Here is a 17,567-nt window from a genome sequence, read left to right on the forward strand (position 1 = left end):
ATAATGAAAAAGATTGTTTTAGCTATTAGTGATACTGTGTATACGGCATATTTACGTGAGGATTTTGTTGGTGCAGGATTTGAAGTAGCTGATAGTGATGTCATGCACATAAAGTATTTAGATGAAATTCTAGATACGGAGCAACCTGATATTCTATGTATTAATGACAAACGATTAAATATTGATGCGGGACACGAAGATAAGCGAGAATTAATTATTTTACAGAAGTTAAGAGACATTCGCTTTCAGCGGGATATTCGCATTGTAGTATTTACAGAGCGTGAAAATAATGATGAATTTTTAGCGAAACTGATTTATCTAGGTATCTATGACATTTTTAACTCTCGTAAAATTGATATTGATAATAAAGTCATCCCACAGCTGCTACAGGAATCGGATATTAAAAATGTGGTGGAAATTGTAGGAGCAAGTCAAGCACCGCAACATACGAAATTGCCTGAAGTGCCTTTTGATGAGGAAGAAGCGAAAGTATCAAGTGAATTAGAGGAAGGTAACAACAGTGAATCACACTCTAATTTAAAATTATTTAAAAACAAACAAAAGCGTAAGTCTATTCAGGAAGAAACGTCAAAAGCGCCAATTATAAAAAAACAGTATAAATTGGCTTTTGAGCCAGTATATGAGAAACAAATTGGTATTGCTATTCCAAGACGAACAATTGTTGTGGCCAGCATGAACAGGAGAAGTGGTGCCACATTTGTTTCACATCTTTTAGCCGCTTACTTAAATGAACTACAGATTGATGTGAATTATATAGAGAATCTATATGATGATGGTTATACGTATCCGTTATTAAAGGGATATACAGAAGCGCCAGAAAACTATCGTAGTGAATTTATGTTGCAGCGATATAAAGAGATGCTACAGAAGGAATCTGATATATTATTAATTCCAAAATGGAAGCAAGGAAGAATAAACTATATTGTAAAGAATCCTATAGTTGACCAAGAGCTGAAAAACGAAACAGAGCAGGACTTCGACCATTTTATTAAGGTTTTATTGGCCAACCAGGAAGCACCTATATCTATTATTGATGCAGGAAGCGATTGGGATAAAGATTTATACCATGAGATATGTGAAATGGCGGATTACATATTCTTTGTAGCGGAACCAGATCTGCATCAATTGCTAAAGATAGCGCATCCTCTTACACAAAAAGAGAGAAAGCTCGTTTCTTACTTAGGTTTAGAGAAAGTGAGGATCATTGGGAATAAGTTTTCTCCTGTACTTTTAAAGCATGAAATAGTAGAAGAATGCTTTGGAGATAAGGTATTAACTGCTTTACCACCATATGAAATAGAAGATGTGTTTGAGTCACAATTGAATAGTAGTACGTTACTATCAAGTCGCAACTATTATAAAGAGTTAGAAGGAATAATGAAGGAAATAGCAGAGTTATTGCTACCAAATCAATTGTTGAATTCCAAAAAAAGTTCCATTTTAAGTGGATTTCGATTTCGAAAGTCTGAAAGTTAAGGAGGCTGAAGAGGAATGCAAAAGTTTATTGTTGCAGCAAGTATGTTGCTGTTATTTGTAGGTTGTCTATCCTTTGTAACTGATATGGTGATTGGAGATACAACACATACTGATAATAAATCGTCTTTAGAAAGGGGAGGTGAGATAGCTGTGGCTAAGTCTGTAAAAGTAGGTACTCTGCGTGCAGAAGAAGAAATAGCTATTGATCCAGAAAAAGCGAAACAAGAGTTTGAAAAGGCGTATAACGGTAATGCGGATTTTAAAGATCCCGCTTCAAAACGTAACTTCACTGTACATGATGTACAGGAAAAACCAGCAATGATTGCTGTCGAAAGTGATGCAGAAGCTGCTAGTTATTTTAAGCAATTTGATGAAAAAAAAGAAACGATAAAGAGTAAAGCGAGAAGTATTATTATTTATGATGCGAATGGAAAAGAAAAACAAATAGGTGGAAACGTAAAATAAAGAAAAAGAGTAGGTGCATTAAAAATGCAAAATACAGTAACTACGGCTCTATTCCTTACCTTTTCTTTATTATTAATTAGCCTTTTACCCGAAGGCGTTTTGTACGGAATACAGTTAGTGAAAGCACATAACTTTGCTGCTGATATGGTAGAAAACGCAGAAAATAAGGGTGGATTTCAATATGATTACAATGGAAAAAGGGTGGATTTAGTCCCTGGGATAGAGAAAAGAATGAAAGAAGAAAAGATGGATGGATGGAAGTATGAGTATACAAAGGGACGCATCGATCATAATCAATCCCTTTCTTTTAAGGTGAAAGCAGAACACCATTTCTTCATATTTAAGTTGATTGGTGTAGATGGCATAAAAGCTCCGATATGGGCGAGTAAAGAGGGATTGGGACAAGTATATTTTAAGTAATGAAAATTCTAAGATTTGTACTATAAAAGACTATGCTGAAAAGTATAGTTTTTTTGTCAGGAAAATATACCTATATAGACAGAAGTTATAAAAAATGTTAATTAATTAATTTATATGTTAAATTATCTGGATTTTATGTTTAAATTAGGTACAATAAAAGAATCTATGAAAAACTAATATATTTGGAGGAACAAACAATGGCTAACAAATTTTTAAAAACAGCAACAGCACTAACAATTATGGGTACATCATTACTAGGAGCAGGAGCATTTACTGCTAAGGCTGATAACACAGACTCATTAAAATTCAATGATGTTCCAGCAAATCACTGGTCTACAAAAGCAATTTATGATTTAACAAATCGTAAAGTAGTGCAAGGGTACGGAAATAATATCTTTGGCTTTGGTGATAATGTAACTCGTGGGCAAGTTGCTCGTATGATTTATATGTACGTAAAACCAGCAGATGCAGATGCTAGCTTCAAAAATCCGTTTACTGATATTAAAGGACATTTGTTTGAAAAAGAAATCTTAGCACTTGCTAAAGCAGGACTTGTAAATGGATTTGGTGATGGGAAGTATGGTCCAGATGATATTTTAACTCGTGAACAAATGGCACAAGTGCTTACAAATGCTTTTAAATTTAAGGCAACGAAAACAACAAAATTTGCAGATGTTGATAAAAACTCATGGGCATTAAAAGCAATTAGTGCATTAGAAGAAAATGGCGTTACTATTGGTACAGGAGGTAATATGTACTCACCATATACACATGTAACCCGTGAACAATATAGCCAATTCTTATACAACTCTATTAATGCAGTTGAAAAAGAAACAAAACCAGAAAGAAAACCAGAGACAAAGCCAGAAACAAAACCAGAGACAAAGCCAGAAACAAAGCCAGAAACAAAGCCAGAAACTAAGCCAGAGACAAAACCAGAAACAAAGCCAGAGACAAAGCCAGAGACAAAACCAGAGACAAAACCAGAGACAAAGCCAGAAACTAAGCCAGAGACAAAGCCAGAGACAAAACCAGAAACTAAGCCAGAGACAAAACCAGAGACAAAACCAGAAACAAAACCAGAGGAAAAACCAGAACAGCCTAAAGTACCTGAGGGATTAGACGTTGAGATTGCACAACCTGACTTTGATTACCACCCTGAAGCTTTGAAAAATGAAAGTGTGCAAAAACAATTATCATCAGAAGCACAAAATATAGTAAAAGATATTAATAAAAAGTACAATACGAATCTTAAATATAAAGATTTAAGAGGAGGAGTACGTATTTTGGATAAAGATATGTATCTTCCAGCTGGTTCAATAGGTGCACAATTCGCAGTTGAAGGTTCTGTAAATAGTAATTATAAAATCTATTTTTTAGATAATAATCCAGCAACTGTAGAATTAGCTAAACGATGGGTTACCTTCTTAAGTGGATTGAATTTAGAGCAAGAAATTGATGAAACTATTGCGCAAGACTCTATTAACAATTATCAAAAAGGTAATTATAAAGTCCGTATTGGTCAAACTGCAGCTTTTGATACAATGTATATTCAAATTGAAACAAAATAATGATATACTAAGTATTATAAAATATGAATATAATATTTAATTAAGCATACGTAAAGGACACACCTTACGTACCATCCCAATGGTACAGGTGTGTCCTTTTTTATGTTTTGGGAGGAGAAAGAAATGAAATTAAAAAGAGGTTTACTATTTATTTGTACTTCAACTATGCTTGCTATACCAAGTATGGCAAGTGCTAAAAACAACGATGTCCCATTCTATAACGGTCAAAATGATTCGTTTTTAACTTCACTTAACTTACAGTTGCCAGGAAAATATTATAGACCTGGAAGTGGATATGCAGCTAAAGAATCTTTATACAGGGCCGATGTGCACTTTCCTGCAGTATATAACGGCTCTTTTAATTGGGATAACCCAAGGGAGAATTTAGTACAAGCTGAAGATACTTCAGAGCCGTATATTCGAATTGCAAATGAAGGTTATTTAAATAGTAAAGTACCAGCGGGTGACCGTATGGTGACTGAAGTAGAAAGGGTTAATAATTCTGTTATTTCTAGTAAATATTGGGGAAACCCAGAATTCGTTTTAGAAAATATGGATAAACATATGATACAAACTTATGAAAGTTTTAGAGAACTTGGACAGTTTTATTGGATTCGTGACATTGCATATCTTTCTGGTGGATACGCTGGTGCTAGTGGTGTAGGTAATATAAATAAATATAGCCTGTGGTATGTACGTACAAGTAAACCTCAAGTAAAAGACTTTCAAGCTATGAGTGGAAAAAAAGATATACCTGTTAAATTTACATTTAAAGGTTTTGAGTATGTAAGTAAAAATAAAGGATACAATGACCGAGATCCCAATGGAACAACAGTAAACCCTTATCAAAAAGCTGCTGGAGAACGGAACCGAGTTAAATGGATGTTAGATATTACAAAAGATGGTGAAACCGTGTATCACCAAGAAAATTATCTGCGTTCAACTCCACAAAAAGATAACCAAAAACCAAATGAAGGAGATGCAGGGCAATTTAAAAAAGAAGATATAACCTGGCAGCCGCAATTGTGTGGGCAATATACTGCGAAAATTAAAGTCCTAGATGCTGTTCAGAGGGAATCAAATGAGAAAGCTGTTGATTTCACCATTGATGGCAACTGCGGTACTGAAGTAACACCTAACCCAGATCCAGGTGATGAAGATGACTTTAAATATAAAATTGATTTCTCTGCTGACCGAATTGAAGGAGAAACAGCAAGAGAAGGAAAGAATATCAAAACAAGAGTAGATGTATCACGTGATAATTTTAAACTAGAGCGTGATCAATATAGAGCAAAAGTAAACAACAATATTAATAAGTCACAGCAAGAAATAAACAGCACTGAATCTGATAGAGATAGTGCACAATCCAGCTTAAGTTATTGTCGTCGCAATCCAATTCATGAAGTAGATGCCGAGGGAAAGGATCACTATTATGATAGAGACTGCTCTTGGGAAGAAAATAAATTAGATAGTGCAGCAAGTAAGCTAGATAATGCAAGACAGAAACTAGAAAAAGAGAAGAATAAAATTAAAAAGTTAGATGTATTAGAAGAAAAATATATGAATCCTGAAACAGTAGTTGTGTTAAAACATAACGGACAACAAGTAGCTTTACAAAAGGTAAGATTAACTGAGGGAGAAAAGAAAACCCTGAACCTTGACTGGCAACATAAAGGTAAAGGAACAATTCAAGCGGAAATTAACCCTGCTGGTAATCGTATAGACATCGAGGAAACTACGTACAAAAATAATCCTATTAAAACAGCAATCTATGAGCCTTCAAAAGAAAAGGCAATGTGTGGTGTAACGAGTGTAAAAGGTGTAGTAGAAACAGTAAGTGAACGTGTATCAAAAGAAGATATAACTGGGGCAATGTATTATGAAACTTTGACAGGGAGTATTGGTAATTTAGCTCCTTCTAAGCTACATTCTGGTTATGGATTTTCGTATGAAGTAAACGGTAAGTACAAAAATGATTGGAATGCGAATTACCCTGGTGTATTTACTGCTGCTAAGGCACAATACCCATTTGCAGACGAAGGATTAAAGTCTACTCAAGATTTAGAGAAGAAAGAACTTAAAGATACTACAGCGAAATTCCTACCTAAAAATATGTATTTATCTGAAGCAACAGGACATGTTTTTGATAGTAAAAGACCAACTAAGTCTTTATATTGGGATGGACAAGAGAAAATCATTGATGGTGGCCAAAAATGGTATTCACCACTGAAGACAAAAAATGGTGTATACACTTTTAATGTAGAAACAGCTCCAGCAGGTATCAATGAAATGAGTTTATGTTTAACTGAGCAAGTAGAGATTAAGGGTGTTGCGTATGATGATTTCATAAAAAGAAGAGTATTTCCTGACGATCCATTCCCTGGAGGAAGTGGAGTTGGTTGGAATTGGGTTGGTAAGGAAGATGTACTTTATAAATTAACAGATTGGTATTACATGAGAAATAGGAAATGAGAATAAAATATAGTATAATTAGATGAATCAACACAATAAGATATCCTTCTTAAACTAGTAGCTGAATGGATAAACCAAAGGCACATCCCTTAATGGGATGTGTCTTTTTTTTGTAGAAAGGGGAATATTGAATGGATAAAAAGAAAAAACAACGTATGAAACGTGTAATTTTCATTGGAATTATCGTAATGATTGCATCGTTATATATTGGAAGTGAATTTCAGGATCGGAATGGGAAAAGTTATGCTCCTGCAAAGTATTTTGAAACAGGAACAAAATTGATTTCGTTTTAATAATAATTTTGCCTCTTGCATCAACTATTGTGAACAGTATTTCCAAATGATCTCTTCTTTTCTCCATAAAATGAAAGAGAAAGGATAGCAACCGACACCTTGGAATATTCAGTTGTGTTAGATTAATTACAACATATTTTTGGGATGCTTAATAGGTTAGAAATCTTGTTATAACAGGGTTTTTGGAGCGAGGTTAATTATCGATTACGTGGTTTTTAAATAGAAAAAACAGATATTTTTTAGAAATGATTGACATGAAACTATATATATCATAATATTGAGATTGTAATATTAGAGAAAATAAATCCAACATTTTCATATAGACTTTAGATTAGCTAAAAGGACACACCTAAGGCGTTTTACGCCATAGGTGTGTCCTTTTTTGCGTTTAAAGGCTACATAAGGAGGAATATAAACATTGAAGCCGTCTAAGTTTCACAAGAAGCAGATTACAGCGGTAGGTTTAGCTGCTATAACAGTAGCGGGTATCTATGGATACAATCATTTTGCAGTAGAAAATGCAGTAAAACCAACAAAAGTTGTTGTAGCTGCAAAGGATATACCTGCGCATACAGAGATTAAAGAAGAAATGCTAGTGGAACGAACATTACCTGGTGATGGGATTCCTCCAAATGCATTACGTGTAAGTAAAAAAGAGGTTATAGGTAAGTGGACAAATGATGGGCAGCCCATCACCGAAAATAGCTATCTTTTTAAAAATAAAGTAGTAAAGAAAGAGGAGTTACCTGACTCTGCTATTTTAAATTTGAAAGATGGAGAAGTTGCATTCCCGTTACTTGTTGATTTGGAAACAAGTTCAGGTAATAGTATCATTCCTAACACTTATGTGGACTTATATTTTAAGCAGGTTGTGAAGGACGGGGACAATGAGAAGGTAGTATTCGGTGGTCTTTTCCAACGTGTACGTGTTACGGCTGCAAAGGATAGCAATACAGAAGATGCATTTGTACTAGAAAAGAAAGAATCAAAAGAGGAACAAGAAGGAAAACAAAAGCCAAAAGTAACGCGATTATATACATTGGCTGTTTCACCAGAACAACTTCAATATCTAAATCGTGCGAAAACACTTGGAGATGTAATTCCTGTTGCAGTTGGACAAAAGGTAGAACAAACAGGGAAAGAATTAGAACCAGCAGAAGGATTCTCGCAAATATCTGACCAGAAAAATATTTTAGACTATGTAGAGAAGCATTCAACCAATCCCATATCTAAAAGTGTAAAAGAATATGTTGCACAGTATCTGAACGAATCCAAATAAGGAAGGGGCTTTTAAGATGGACCGGCAAGTAAGAATGGTTGCCTTTTATGCGACAAACGAAAACGTAGGAAAAAGTACGTTAAGTATTGCGATGGCAAATGAGTTAGCTCATTTAGGGAAAAAGGTGCTTTATGTAGAAGCGGACCAAGTAAGACCAAACTTCGCGGTTGGAACAGGTCTTAGCCATGAGAGTAAAAATATGCTAGGGCTTGTAAGAAAAGAAAATGAATACAATCTCTTGCAGTATATTTGTACCAAGCAAGATTTACTAGAAAAAAAAGTGAATCCAAGGTTGACGCAAAAATTACACGATAAGATGGATTTTCTGGTGTTTCCATCAGGTTATAGTTTAACTCAATTCCCAGAGATTCAAAACAAAGAATTGTTTGTAACGACATTTATCGAATCACTTGTAGATACAGAATATGACTACATCATCCTATCGGTACCAACTGAATTATCCGAGGTGCTTAGTTACCCAATCCTATACCAATCAGACCTTGTTGTTCATGTGCTAAATGGCAACCCTCGTGGTGCGTTAGCAATTAAAAGAGAATTACAACTAATAGAAGAAGCAAAGCTAACATTACCTCGTATGATTCATGTTTTGAATATGGGAGACGAGGACTATGTAGAAGATATTGAAAAGCTTTCTTCCCAAAACATTGCGGTGACAATTCCGTATGACAGAGATCGTACGAGTTATGAATGGGGAATGCAATTTGGTTCCCCGCAAATTAATGCAAAGGTCCATCATATTATGGAAGTAGCTGGTCTTAATATTCCATCCCAGCACTCCTCTATGAAAAAGGGTCTCTTTGGTTTACGAAATTAAAAAGGTGGCAAGTAGTATGTGGGGCTATTTACAGGAAAAACAAGTATCCTTAAAGCGAAATCGAGTGGACTTATATCACTTTGGTTATAGGATTCGTTCTAAATCGGTTCGAAAGTTAGGAACAACTACAGCTCAACAAATTAAAGATATTACAGATGAAATTCGTGCATTTTTAGTAAAAGAACATCGTGATATCTTAAGCGAATCCTTTATGAATAAAGAGAAGAGAACAGCTGTGGAGCAAATTATTAAAGGCTTTTTACTAAGCAATCAAGTCGTCGTTTCAGATGTACCTTCGGAACAGTTACTAAATATGGTGTGTGATGAAATTGTTGGATTTGGGATTATAGAACCTTTAAAAGAAGATAAGGATGTAACGGATATTTATATCAATGGCACAAAAGAAATCATTTACGAAAAAATCGGAGAGGGAGAATGTACATTTCCTTACCGATTTGAGACAGAAGAAGAAGTGAAAGCCCTAGCTTATAAGATGGTAAACAGTACATCAGAGTCATTAAATACAGCAAAGCCGTATGTGGACTGCGTATTTCCGTATATAAGAATCAATATAGCCCTAGATGAGCTAGGGGGGCTAGGAACAACAATAACGATTCGTAAGAATGCAGATCACCTCCGTGCCTCTAAAGAACGTATGTTATCTACCAATCAAGCATCGAAAGAAATGTTACACTTTTTGGCTGCAGCTGTGAAAGCCAAAATGAATATTTTAGTCGCTGGAGCAACAGGTACAGGAAAGTCAGAGTTTATGAAGTATCTTGCTTCTCATATTCCAAATGGGAAGAAGAAAGAACGTACTCTCGTAGTAGAAGATAACCCCGAACTCTATTTACATCGCATATTTCCAGAACATCACTTCGTTCCGATGCAATGTAGGGCATCGGAAGTAGAAGAAAATGCAATCGATTTTGACAGATTGTTAACAAATGCTTTACGTCAAGGACCAAAGCGATTAATTGTAGGAGAATCGAGGGGGAAAGAAGCGTTAAAAATGATTAACTTCTTTCAAACAGGACATCCTGGTTTCACCTCTGTCCATGCAAGAAGTGCAAAAGAAGCGGTTAGACGTTTAATGCTTATGTGTCTGCAAAGTGGTGCGAATATTGATGCTCAGTATTTATATGAATTAATTTCACAGACATTTGATGTGATTGTCTTTTTAGAGAAGAAAGATGATGGGAATCGCTATATTACAGAGATGATTGAATTGTTAGATTATCGAGATGATATACAGTTCAATCAGCTTTCTCAATTTATTCTGTCGGGTGAGGAATACGATGAAATGAATGAGAGAGTAGGAAAGATTCATGGAGATCATATCATTACAGCAAAAATGTCAGCTGAAATGGAGAAGAAATTCCGTTCTTCTACTGTAAATCCAGCTCTTTATGCGCCATTCCTTTCACAAAAGGAGGTGCAGTATGCATAGTTTGTTAGCCTATGGATGTATATTTTTAATCTTTATTAGTGTAGGATTGCTCGTTTTACTTTTTGCAAAATCTAAAGGTTCTGCTCTTTCTCAATTTGTTCAAGAAAATGAGAAAGAAGAAAGGCGCTTGGAATTAAGAAATATCAAAGGGATACGAATGTATTTGCCACAATCCGTTATCCAAGAAGCCCAAAAGTACGAGTGGAAATTGACAAAAAGTATGTACTGGGTATATACGATTCTTTCCGGAATGAGTATTGCAGCAGTATTCTATTTTTCCTTTGGTAGAGATCTTTTTACACTGATTACTGTTTTATCTGGATTTTTAGTTCCAAGGTTTCTTCTTTATCGAAGAAAAAAATGTTACTACTTGATTGTCATTGACCGTCTTTCTATCTATATGAAGGCAGTAGCAAATGCACTTCAAATTAGCAACAATGCAAAACGTGTGTTAGTTCAGGTGAAACCAATGATGCATGAAAGCATTCAAGAAGAAATAGAAAAAGTTTCTCTTTTATTAGAAGGTGGAACCACAATGCATCGTGCATTTAGAGAATTCAATGAAACGTTTAACTTTAGAGAATTGGTATTCTTCCATGAAATGTTGGAAGTGTGTAGCCGAGAAGGTGGAACAAATTCAGTGCAAGTCTTACTAGATATTGCAGAAGATTTCGAAAAACAAAAGCTATACCTGGCAAGATTGCGTTCTAGTTTGTCGCAAGCACAACGTGCCTTTGTACAGAATTGCTTCATCGTCATTGCTATGCCGATTGTTATTATGTTGATGTCAAAAGAAGCATATGGATTTTTAGCAGGTTCTATGATGGGGAAAATCGCGTTAGCGGTAAATATGTTCATTGTCTTTTTCTTAGCAACCCGTGTAGAAAAGATTGCAAATTATAACCCAACAGAAAGAGGGGAATAAGGTGGCTACGATTTTAGCTGTAGTGGTATTCGTTGTCATGTACTGGGTATTCTCTACCTTTCTACAAAGTAAAAAAGACAGCGGTAGCTTACTTACGAACTATGTAGAAAATGCAAAACGAATTGAAAAGAAGAATTTAAATCAGATGATGCTCGCGCCCTTCCAGTCGTTATCACATAAGTACCTGACAGAAGAAAAGAAAGAGCAGATTCAGAAAAAATTAGAAGAAGCTGGCCTGGATACGAAACCAGAAGAATATTTAAAGATGAAGGTAGCATATCCCATCATTTTCACCTCTGTTTTCTTGATATGTACGGTGTTCTATGATTACTACTTATTTAAAGTGGGTGTTTTGGTTTCGCCGCTGCTGTATTTCTATCCTGATTATCTATTAAAGAGAAGAATCAAGCAGGCGATAGAAGCTAGGAAGTTCGAATTACCAGAGTATCTAATTCCTATGCTGCAGTTGTTAAAAACACATACAACATTAGAAGCAGTCAAAAAGGCGCAAATATATGCTGGAAGACATCTTCGTCCGTATGTATCTACACTTACTGCGGAATTAGAAATGTATGCAGGATCGGATCAACCATTTCGAAACTTTGCAGCAGCCTTAAATAGTCCAGAAGTAAATACCTTTACGATTGCATTGCAACAAGCGCAAAAAACGGACAAGGTACAGAGTCTTCGTATTATGGATGCACAGATTAAAATGATGCGTGAGTTAAAACATGAGAACTATAATCGTCTCATTCAAAATAAACCAATGGAAATGAATAAATTTAACGTCGCAGTTATTGGATGTATTGTGATTTATCCGATGGTGATTGTTATTCAATCCTTAATGCAAGGATTTGCAAGTTTATAGAAGATGTTATCAAAAATGGAATAGGTAAAGGAGCATTACACATGTTAACAAAAATGAAGAATTGGTTAAAAAACGAAGACTCACAATTATCATCAGAAAACGGTATGTTAATCGCGTTAGCGGTGATTATCGTATTAGTAATTGGCCCGTTTGTATGGAAAGCAATTCAAGGCGGGTATGATACAATTCTAGCTCGATTTACAAAAGCATCAAACAACGCTGATGTAAATTCTTGGAATAAGTAATAAAAGTTTTAGATTAATGATGTTTGTAACGTATAGCTCAAATAAATAGATAAGGGGGAATTTAAATATGTTATCCAAAATGAAGAATTGGTTAAAAAATGAAGACTCACAATTATCATCAGAAAACGGTATGTTAATCGCGTTAGCGGTGATTATCGTATTAGTAATTGGCCCGTTTGTATGGAAAGCAATCCAAGGTGGTTATGATACGATCCTGGCACGATTCACAAAAGCATCAAGCAATGCAGACGTAAATTCTTGGAATAAGTAATTAAAGATTTAAATAGATAAGTTCTAATTTTAGTAGATTCTTAAAATCGATATATAAAGGAGACGAAATAAAATGTTAGCAAAAATGAAAAGTTGGTTAAAAAATGAAGACTCACAATTATCATCAGAAAACGGTATGTTAATCGCGTTAGCGGTGATTATCGTATTAGTAATTGGCCCGTTCGTATGGAAAGCAATTCAAGGTGGCTATGATACAATCCTAGCTCGATTCACAAAAGCATCAAGCAATGCAGATGTAGATTCTTGGAACAAAAAATAAATGTAAAAATAAACGAGGGGCTACTCTAAAAGGGGGTCCCTTTTTTACACAGCATTTTTTATGAAATTAAGAGGGGAGTAAAGAAAATGGGTCTGTATATTGTGGGATTATTACTAAGTTACATGTTCCTAAATGTATTTACTGATTTGAAATATAGAAAAACGAAGAATATGTGGCATCTACTATTTTTAATATTGGGGATAGGAATCACGTACCTTGCCGGAACAAGAACAGGGAAAGAGATTGCAATTGTACTAGTCATGGCCTTAGTGTGTGGTTTATTGCTAGAGACATTTAAATTTTCTTCACCCGGTGATACCAAAATGCTTGTGGTGGTAGGTTTATATGTTAGCAATGTAGTAGAAGAATCGGCTATGCTTACCGCAATTACATTAACAGCTTTTCATTTACTATTCTTTTGGATTGCTAGTGTGTATCGATTAATTAAAATTTTAGGGTTTGCGGGAGCGATTAAAGACCAATTGGAGCATGCTGCTTCTATATTTGGGGCAAAACTACCAAAGAAAGAAATACAGCTAATACAGAGCTTTCCAGGGGCTTGTTCTATTTTATTAGGAGCAATTATGTATGTTGCTTTCACTATTTATCAAAACGGAGGTATGTTAGCTTGAATAGTAGAATCATTCATCAAAGAGAAACGTATATTTATTTCACGATATTCGCACTAGTAGGGGTACTTATTGCAAATATGTTTATTAATATGGTGTTTATACTAGCGTATCCGTTACTTATCGGATTAATTGTACAGGTTGTTCTGCTTCAGAAGATAAAAAAACCTTTTTATCGGAGCGGAAAAGAATTAACGGAACAGTTAAAACTAAAAAATATATTTCTAGTAGAATCAAACATTTTAGGAGACGAAGAAGGAACTGTCTATGAGGTGCATCAAATGCCTTTTTCATTTTCTAATGGATTAATTAATAAAGATAAGAGTTATAAAGTCATAAAACAAGAGTATGATAGAAAAGTTAAAGAGGATTTAACGAAAATTGCAAAATGGCAAGTTACAACAAAAGCTAGACTTGTTACGACAACACATTTTCGTTTATATACAATTTGGCAGAAAAATAGTACCGGTTATCAATTGAAAAAAATAGAAGAGTGTATTGACCCATATGCCAAGATGAATCTTATACAATGGATGATTGCTTCATTCTGTACGACTGGACGTTTAAAGTATGATAAGAAGCCTAAAGAGTGGGAAAGTTACGAATGGATCGCCTTAAAATAAAAAGGCAAAAGTATTCTGTAAAATTAAGGCTAAGTGAATGTGCTTTTTTATATACAGAGTAATTGTTTGTCTTTAATGTCACACATTGAATATATATTAAGTACATCACTTTTAGGTATAGTGATGTACTTTTTGATTTTTAAAACCTTTAAATGAATCCATTTACAACCAACATAGTAAAACTCATAAGCAAAAAAAGAATAGCAAAAACAATACATTTAAACGTTCAATTTCCTACGAGGATATTGAATTTCATAAAATAAAACTAAACCGTAATCTTGATAACCTGAGAAGGAAATATATGAAATTAACTAAAGAAGAACTTGTCAAAAGACTAATTCTTGCAGAAGAATATATTGCAGAAAATAACACTAAATGGGTTTCGAATTACTTTGAATCATTTAAGTAGGTGATGTACATAAAGGCATCATCTACTTTTATTAGGGGTCCTACTACATTGCTATCAAGCTAAGTTTTTAAGGTACCCCCTAAAAGATAATTTTGTGCCCAATTAATCCACTTAATGGATATTACATTGTTTGAGATGTTGCATAATCCTTATAACAAGGATTCTTTTTTATTATATTTAAGCAAAAGAGAACTCTTAAATTAAAATTAGAATATTAGAAGACCTTCGAAAGAGTGCTTTATCTACTTCTGAATAAAACACTGATTTGAATTATATTTCTCAATAAACAAGATATATAAATGGCATAAAATAAACTTTATGAGATATATTTAGAGGTCACCACGCTATTTTGAGGATTTTTACGTTTAGACAAAAGTGGACCTTTATGATGGATGTTAAGAGCTATATTTTCCAAAAAACTATATTTATATGTTGAAAGGAGGATTAGAGCTGAAAATTATAATCTACGCTACTTTAAAAAATGTTTTTAGTAATGATTTTTATTCATATAACTAGGAGGAGTAATATGAAATTAATATCAAAAATAGTAATGACCGCGTTAATTGTATTGAGTACATTTGCATTCAACTTAGGTGGAGAATTAGATAAGAGTTTTCTTTCTATCCCAAAAGCATATGGGGATGTAATCAAGGCACTTCCACAAAATGCGTCAAAGATAGAGTTAGATTATGCTCCTGTGTATGATTACGACACAGACGGGTGCTATGCGACTGCAGCAATTTCTCCAGATGGCACGACTAACCCTGGCCTAAGTTTGGGCGGTTCCCCGGAAAGTGTCTGTAGAGATGTTAACCGACTGGAAAATTCAAACACTTATTCTCGGGCCAAATCAAATAATGGTTGGACTGCCATTATGTATGCGAGTTACTTTGAAAAAGATCAATCAACTTCGGGCCCTGCTGCGTCTGGACATCGACATGACTGGGAACACACAATAGTTTGGATTAAAGATGGTCAGGTTCAATATGTAACTTATTCAGCACATGGTAACTGGTACACTAAGCCTCGCTCAGACGTTAAATTCAGTGGAAGCCACCCGAAAATTGTATACCATAAGGACGGCCTCTCGACACATGCTTTTCGCCTGGCTAATAGCAATGACGAGCCGCCAGAAAACTATAAACACCAGTGGCTCCATTTACCAATGGTTGGTTGGAATGGCTATCCAAGCCTAGCTATTCGAGAAAAACTAATGACTACGAACTTTGGATCTGCAACACTTGAGATCAAAGATGGAAGATTTGAAGAAGCCCTTGATAGCGCAAAGCCATCCAATGCCAATGACTTTAACCCTTACGCACCGGAACTGGAAGATGGCGGTGCTTATCAAATAGTTTCTACTTTAAATAATAGTAGTGTTGTTGACTTAAATCAAGCAGATGGAAATGTTCTGTTGTGGCAAAATCGCAACGCTAATAATCAAAAATGGAAGCTAGTATATGATTCAAATAAAAATGCATATCAATTTAAAAGTGTAACAAATGAAAATTTAGTATTAGCTTGGAATGATCTTAATGGTTCCAATAATGTAGTTGCTACATCTAATCAAAATAAGGAAGAGCAATATTGGATACCAACAGAAGCAGGAAATGGATATTATTATGTAAGGAATAAGAAGGATCAAAACAAAGTGTTAGATGTAAGTGGTTATGGTACTGCAAATGGAACAAATGTTACAGTATATAATTTCCATGGTGATAATAATCAAACATTCAAATTGTCTAATGTAACAGGAACTTTAACAAGAGAAGTGGAGTCACTCTATAAGGCACAGCCTGGTCAAAGCAGTAGATCAAGTAATAATTTTTCACTTGAACATCTTACGGCAGGTACCAAAGTACGAGTTGTTTTAGAAGGAGCAGGTGCTACCTCTTTATCATTTAACATTTCAAGAGATAAATCAGGTGCAGACTCTAGAATTTGGTCAGCTGTTAGAGATGGTTCTATTCTAACGATCCCTTCAGGAGATAATAGAAAGAATTTGTATATCTCAGGTCCTCCTAGCGGATATACTTCTAACGGTACATTTAAAGTGAAATTCTACGCTCTTCCAAACTAAAAAATATTATAAAGTTTCTATTCCTTTTATATTAATCTAATTAGAAAATGAGTATGCATACTTCAAAAATTTATTTCGGCTTGCTCGATTGGATTAACTATATTAATAGGAAATATAGTGTTCTGTTGCAAAGTTTTGTTAAGAGATAAAAAGGTGAGGTTAAGTACAGCTAAAAACCGAAGTCTGAGCCATGACTTCGGTTTCTTTTATATAAGCCTAGTGAAAGGATAGCTGTTCTGGACCGCAGCCACATTTCCTAATAATGAATTTTTGTATTTTTAATCATTAATTGTCCATCCCTTGAAAAGGGAGAATTAGAAAAACATAGTGTACAAAAACCTGATAAATAAGGATTTTACTTTTAATATATATTTTAAAACATATACCATTGTATTGACGTGTTTCAAATATTATTAAGTTGTATTTTTGAAAGGAACATTCTCTAAAGAAGAAATTTTACAATGGTTTAATAAAGTGGTAGCTGTTTTAGGATCGGCCCTTAACTATGAAAAGGAATTATGGGTAAAACAACTAAATTAAAAAATGTGAGTAAATTAAACTGCTGACTAATCTCACTTTTTATGTACTAAGTAAGTAGTGCAAGTGGATTACGAATCGTAAAAATGCTCATAAAAAGATTGCATTTATTTAACTTGAAATGATCAAGGAGATAGTGAATAGTATGTAATATTTTAAAATGACAGATAATCATACTAATACTCAAACTGGAGGATAAGAAGGATATTTAGGAATACATACAAAAAGGCCTTATTTTTATATACAGGCCTTTTTTGAATGACAAATGAGATATGACTCAATATCTCATGTAGGACACTTTAATTATACATTACTTCAAGAATTTAGAAAAGAATCTTCAACAAAAGCTAGACTAATTACGACAACACATTTTCGTTTATATACCATTTTGCAGAAAAATAGTACAGGCTATCAATTGA

At 34.4% G+C, this 17,567-nt stretch carries 17 protein-coding genes; all 17 read left to right on the forward strand.

Annotated features, from left to right (window positions below; genetic code table 11):
- The first annotated feature begins 3 nt into the window (after nucleotides 1-3).
- The 17 genes from ACXKY9_RS32345 to ACXKY9_RS32425 all read left to right on the forward strand — a co-directional run bounded on the left by ACXKY9_RS32345 (nucleotide 4) and on the right by ACXKY9_RS32425 (nucleotide 16,611).
- On the forward strand, nucleotides 4-1,497 hold the full coding sequence (locus ACXKY9_RS32345; protein WP_016090307.1) for a hypothetical protein: 1,494 nt from the start codon (nucleotides 4-6) through the stop codon (nucleotides 1,495-1,497).
- Between the two features lie 15 nt (nucleotides 1,498-1,512).
- On the forward strand, nucleotides 1,513-1,962 hold the full coding sequence (locus tag ACXKY9_RS32350; RefSeq protein WP_016090308.1) for a hypothetical protein: 450 nt from the start codon (nucleotides 1,513-1,515) through the stop codon (nucleotides 1,960-1,962).
- A gap of 24 nt (nucleotides 1,963-1,986) precedes the next feature.
- Complete coding sequence (locus ACXKY9_RS32355) at nucleotides 1,987-2,382, forward strand: DUF4320 family protein (protein ID WP_001181729.1); 396 nt, start codon at nucleotides 1,987-1,989, stop codon at nucleotides 2,380-2,382.
- A 197-nt stretch (nucleotides 2,383-2,579) separates the two neighbouring features.
- Complete coding sequence (locus tag ACXKY9_RS32360) at nucleotides 2,580-3,953, forward strand: S-layer homology domain-containing protein (RefSeq protein ID WP_040120043.1); 1,374 nt, start codon at nucleotides 2,580-2,582, stop codon at nucleotides 3,951-3,953.
- A gap of 123 nt (nucleotides 3,954-4,076) precedes the next feature.
- Nucleotides 4,077-6,425 (forward strand): hypothetical protein, encoded by a 2,349-nt coding sequence (locus ACXKY9_RS32365; protein ID WP_040120042.1) that lies wholly within the window; start codon nucleotides 4,077-4,079, stop codon nucleotides 6,423-6,425.
- 131 nt (nucleotides 6,426-6,556) lie between these two features.
- Nucleotides 6,557-6,718 carry a hypothetical protein gene (locus ACXKY9_RS32370; RefSeq protein WP_000358416.1) on the forward strand — a complete coding sequence of 54 codons (162 nt, stop codon included), beginning with the start codon at nucleotides 6,557-6,559 and terminating at the stop codon, nucleotides 6,716-6,718.
- A gap of 418 nt (nucleotides 6,719-7,136) precedes the next feature.
- Nucleotides 7,137-7,997: a Flp pilus assembly protein CpaB gene (gene cpaB, locus ACXKY9_RS32375; protein WP_016090312.1), complete on the forward strand. Its 861-nt coding sequence runs from the start codon at nucleotides 7,137-7,139 to the stop codon at nucleotides 7,995-7,997.
- Nucleotides 7,998-8,013: 16 nt separating this feature from the next.
- A complete protein-coding gene (locus tag ACXKY9_RS32380; RefSeq protein WP_000375878.1) occupies nucleotides 8,014-8,832 on the forward strand; it encodes an AAA family ATPase in 819 nt (272 codons plus the stop codon).
- Between the two features lie 16 nt (nucleotides 8,833-8,848).
- Entirely contained in the window at nucleotides 8,849-10,282 is a 1,434-nt protein-coding gene (locus ACXKY9_RS32385; RefSeq protein ID WP_016090313.1) for a TadA family conjugal transfer-associated ATPase, read from the forward strand.
- Nucleotides 10,275-11,207, forward strand: coding sequence for a type II secretion system F family protein (locus ACXKY9_RS32390; protein WP_016090314.1), 933 nt, complete (start codon nucleotides 10,275-10,277; stop codon nucleotides 11,205-11,207). The genes ACXKY9_RS32385 and ACXKY9_RS32390 overlap by 8 nt, the downstream gene beginning before the upstream one ends.
- 1 nt (nucleotide 11,208) lies before the next feature.
- A complete protein-coding gene (locus tag ACXKY9_RS32395; RefSeq protein WP_042970383.1) occupies nucleotides 11,209-12,075 on the forward strand; it encodes a hypothetical protein in 867 nt (288 codons plus the stop codon).
- A gap of 41 nt (nucleotides 12,076-12,116) precedes the next feature.
- Nucleotides 12,117-12,320: a hypothetical protein gene (locus tag ACXKY9_RS32400; RefSeq protein ID WP_000956352.1), complete on the forward strand. Its 204-nt coding sequence runs from the start codon at nucleotides 12,117-12,119 to the stop codon at nucleotides 12,318-12,320.
- A gap of 67 nt (nucleotides 12,321-12,387) precedes the next feature.
- Nucleotides 12,388-12,591, forward strand: a complete 204-nt coding sequence (locus ACXKY9_RS32405; protein ID WP_000949459.1) for a hypothetical protein — start codon at nucleotides 12,388-12,390, stop codon at nucleotides 12,589-12,591.
- 72 nt (nucleotides 12,592-12,663) lie between these two features.
- Nucleotides 12,664-12,870, forward strand: coding sequence for a hypothetical protein (locus ACXKY9_RS32410; RefSeq protein WP_000879960.1), 207 nt, complete (start codon nucleotides 12,664-12,666; stop codon nucleotides 12,868-12,870).
- An 86-nt stretch (nucleotides 12,871-12,956) separates the two neighbouring features.
- Nucleotides 12,957-13,502 carry a hypothetical protein gene (locus tag ACXKY9_RS32415; protein ID WP_016090315.1) on the forward strand — a complete coding sequence of 182 codons (546 nt, stop codon included), beginning with the start codon at nucleotides 12,957-12,959 and terminating at the stop codon, nucleotides 13,500-13,502.
- The gene (locus tag ACXKY9_RS32420; RefSeq protein WP_016090316.1) at nucleotides 13,499-14,122 is read left to right on the forward strand and encodes a hypothetical protein; all 624 of its coding nucleotides are present in this window, start codon (nucleotides 13,499-13,501) and stop codon (nucleotides 14,120-14,122) included. Before ACXKY9_RS32415 ends, ACXKY9_RS32420 begins: the two co-directional genes overlap by 4 nt.
- A gap of 935 nt (nucleotides 14,123-15,057) precedes the next feature.
- Nucleotides 15,058-16,611: an NPP1 family protein gene (locus ACXKY9_RS32425; protein ID WP_016090318.1), complete on the forward strand. Its 1,554-nt coding sequence runs from the start codon at nucleotides 15,058-15,060 to the stop codon at nucleotides 16,609-16,611.
- The last annotated feature ends 956 nt before the right edge of the window (nucleotides 16,612-17,567 follow it).

This window comes from Bacillus sp. 2175, from assembly GCF_057812155.1.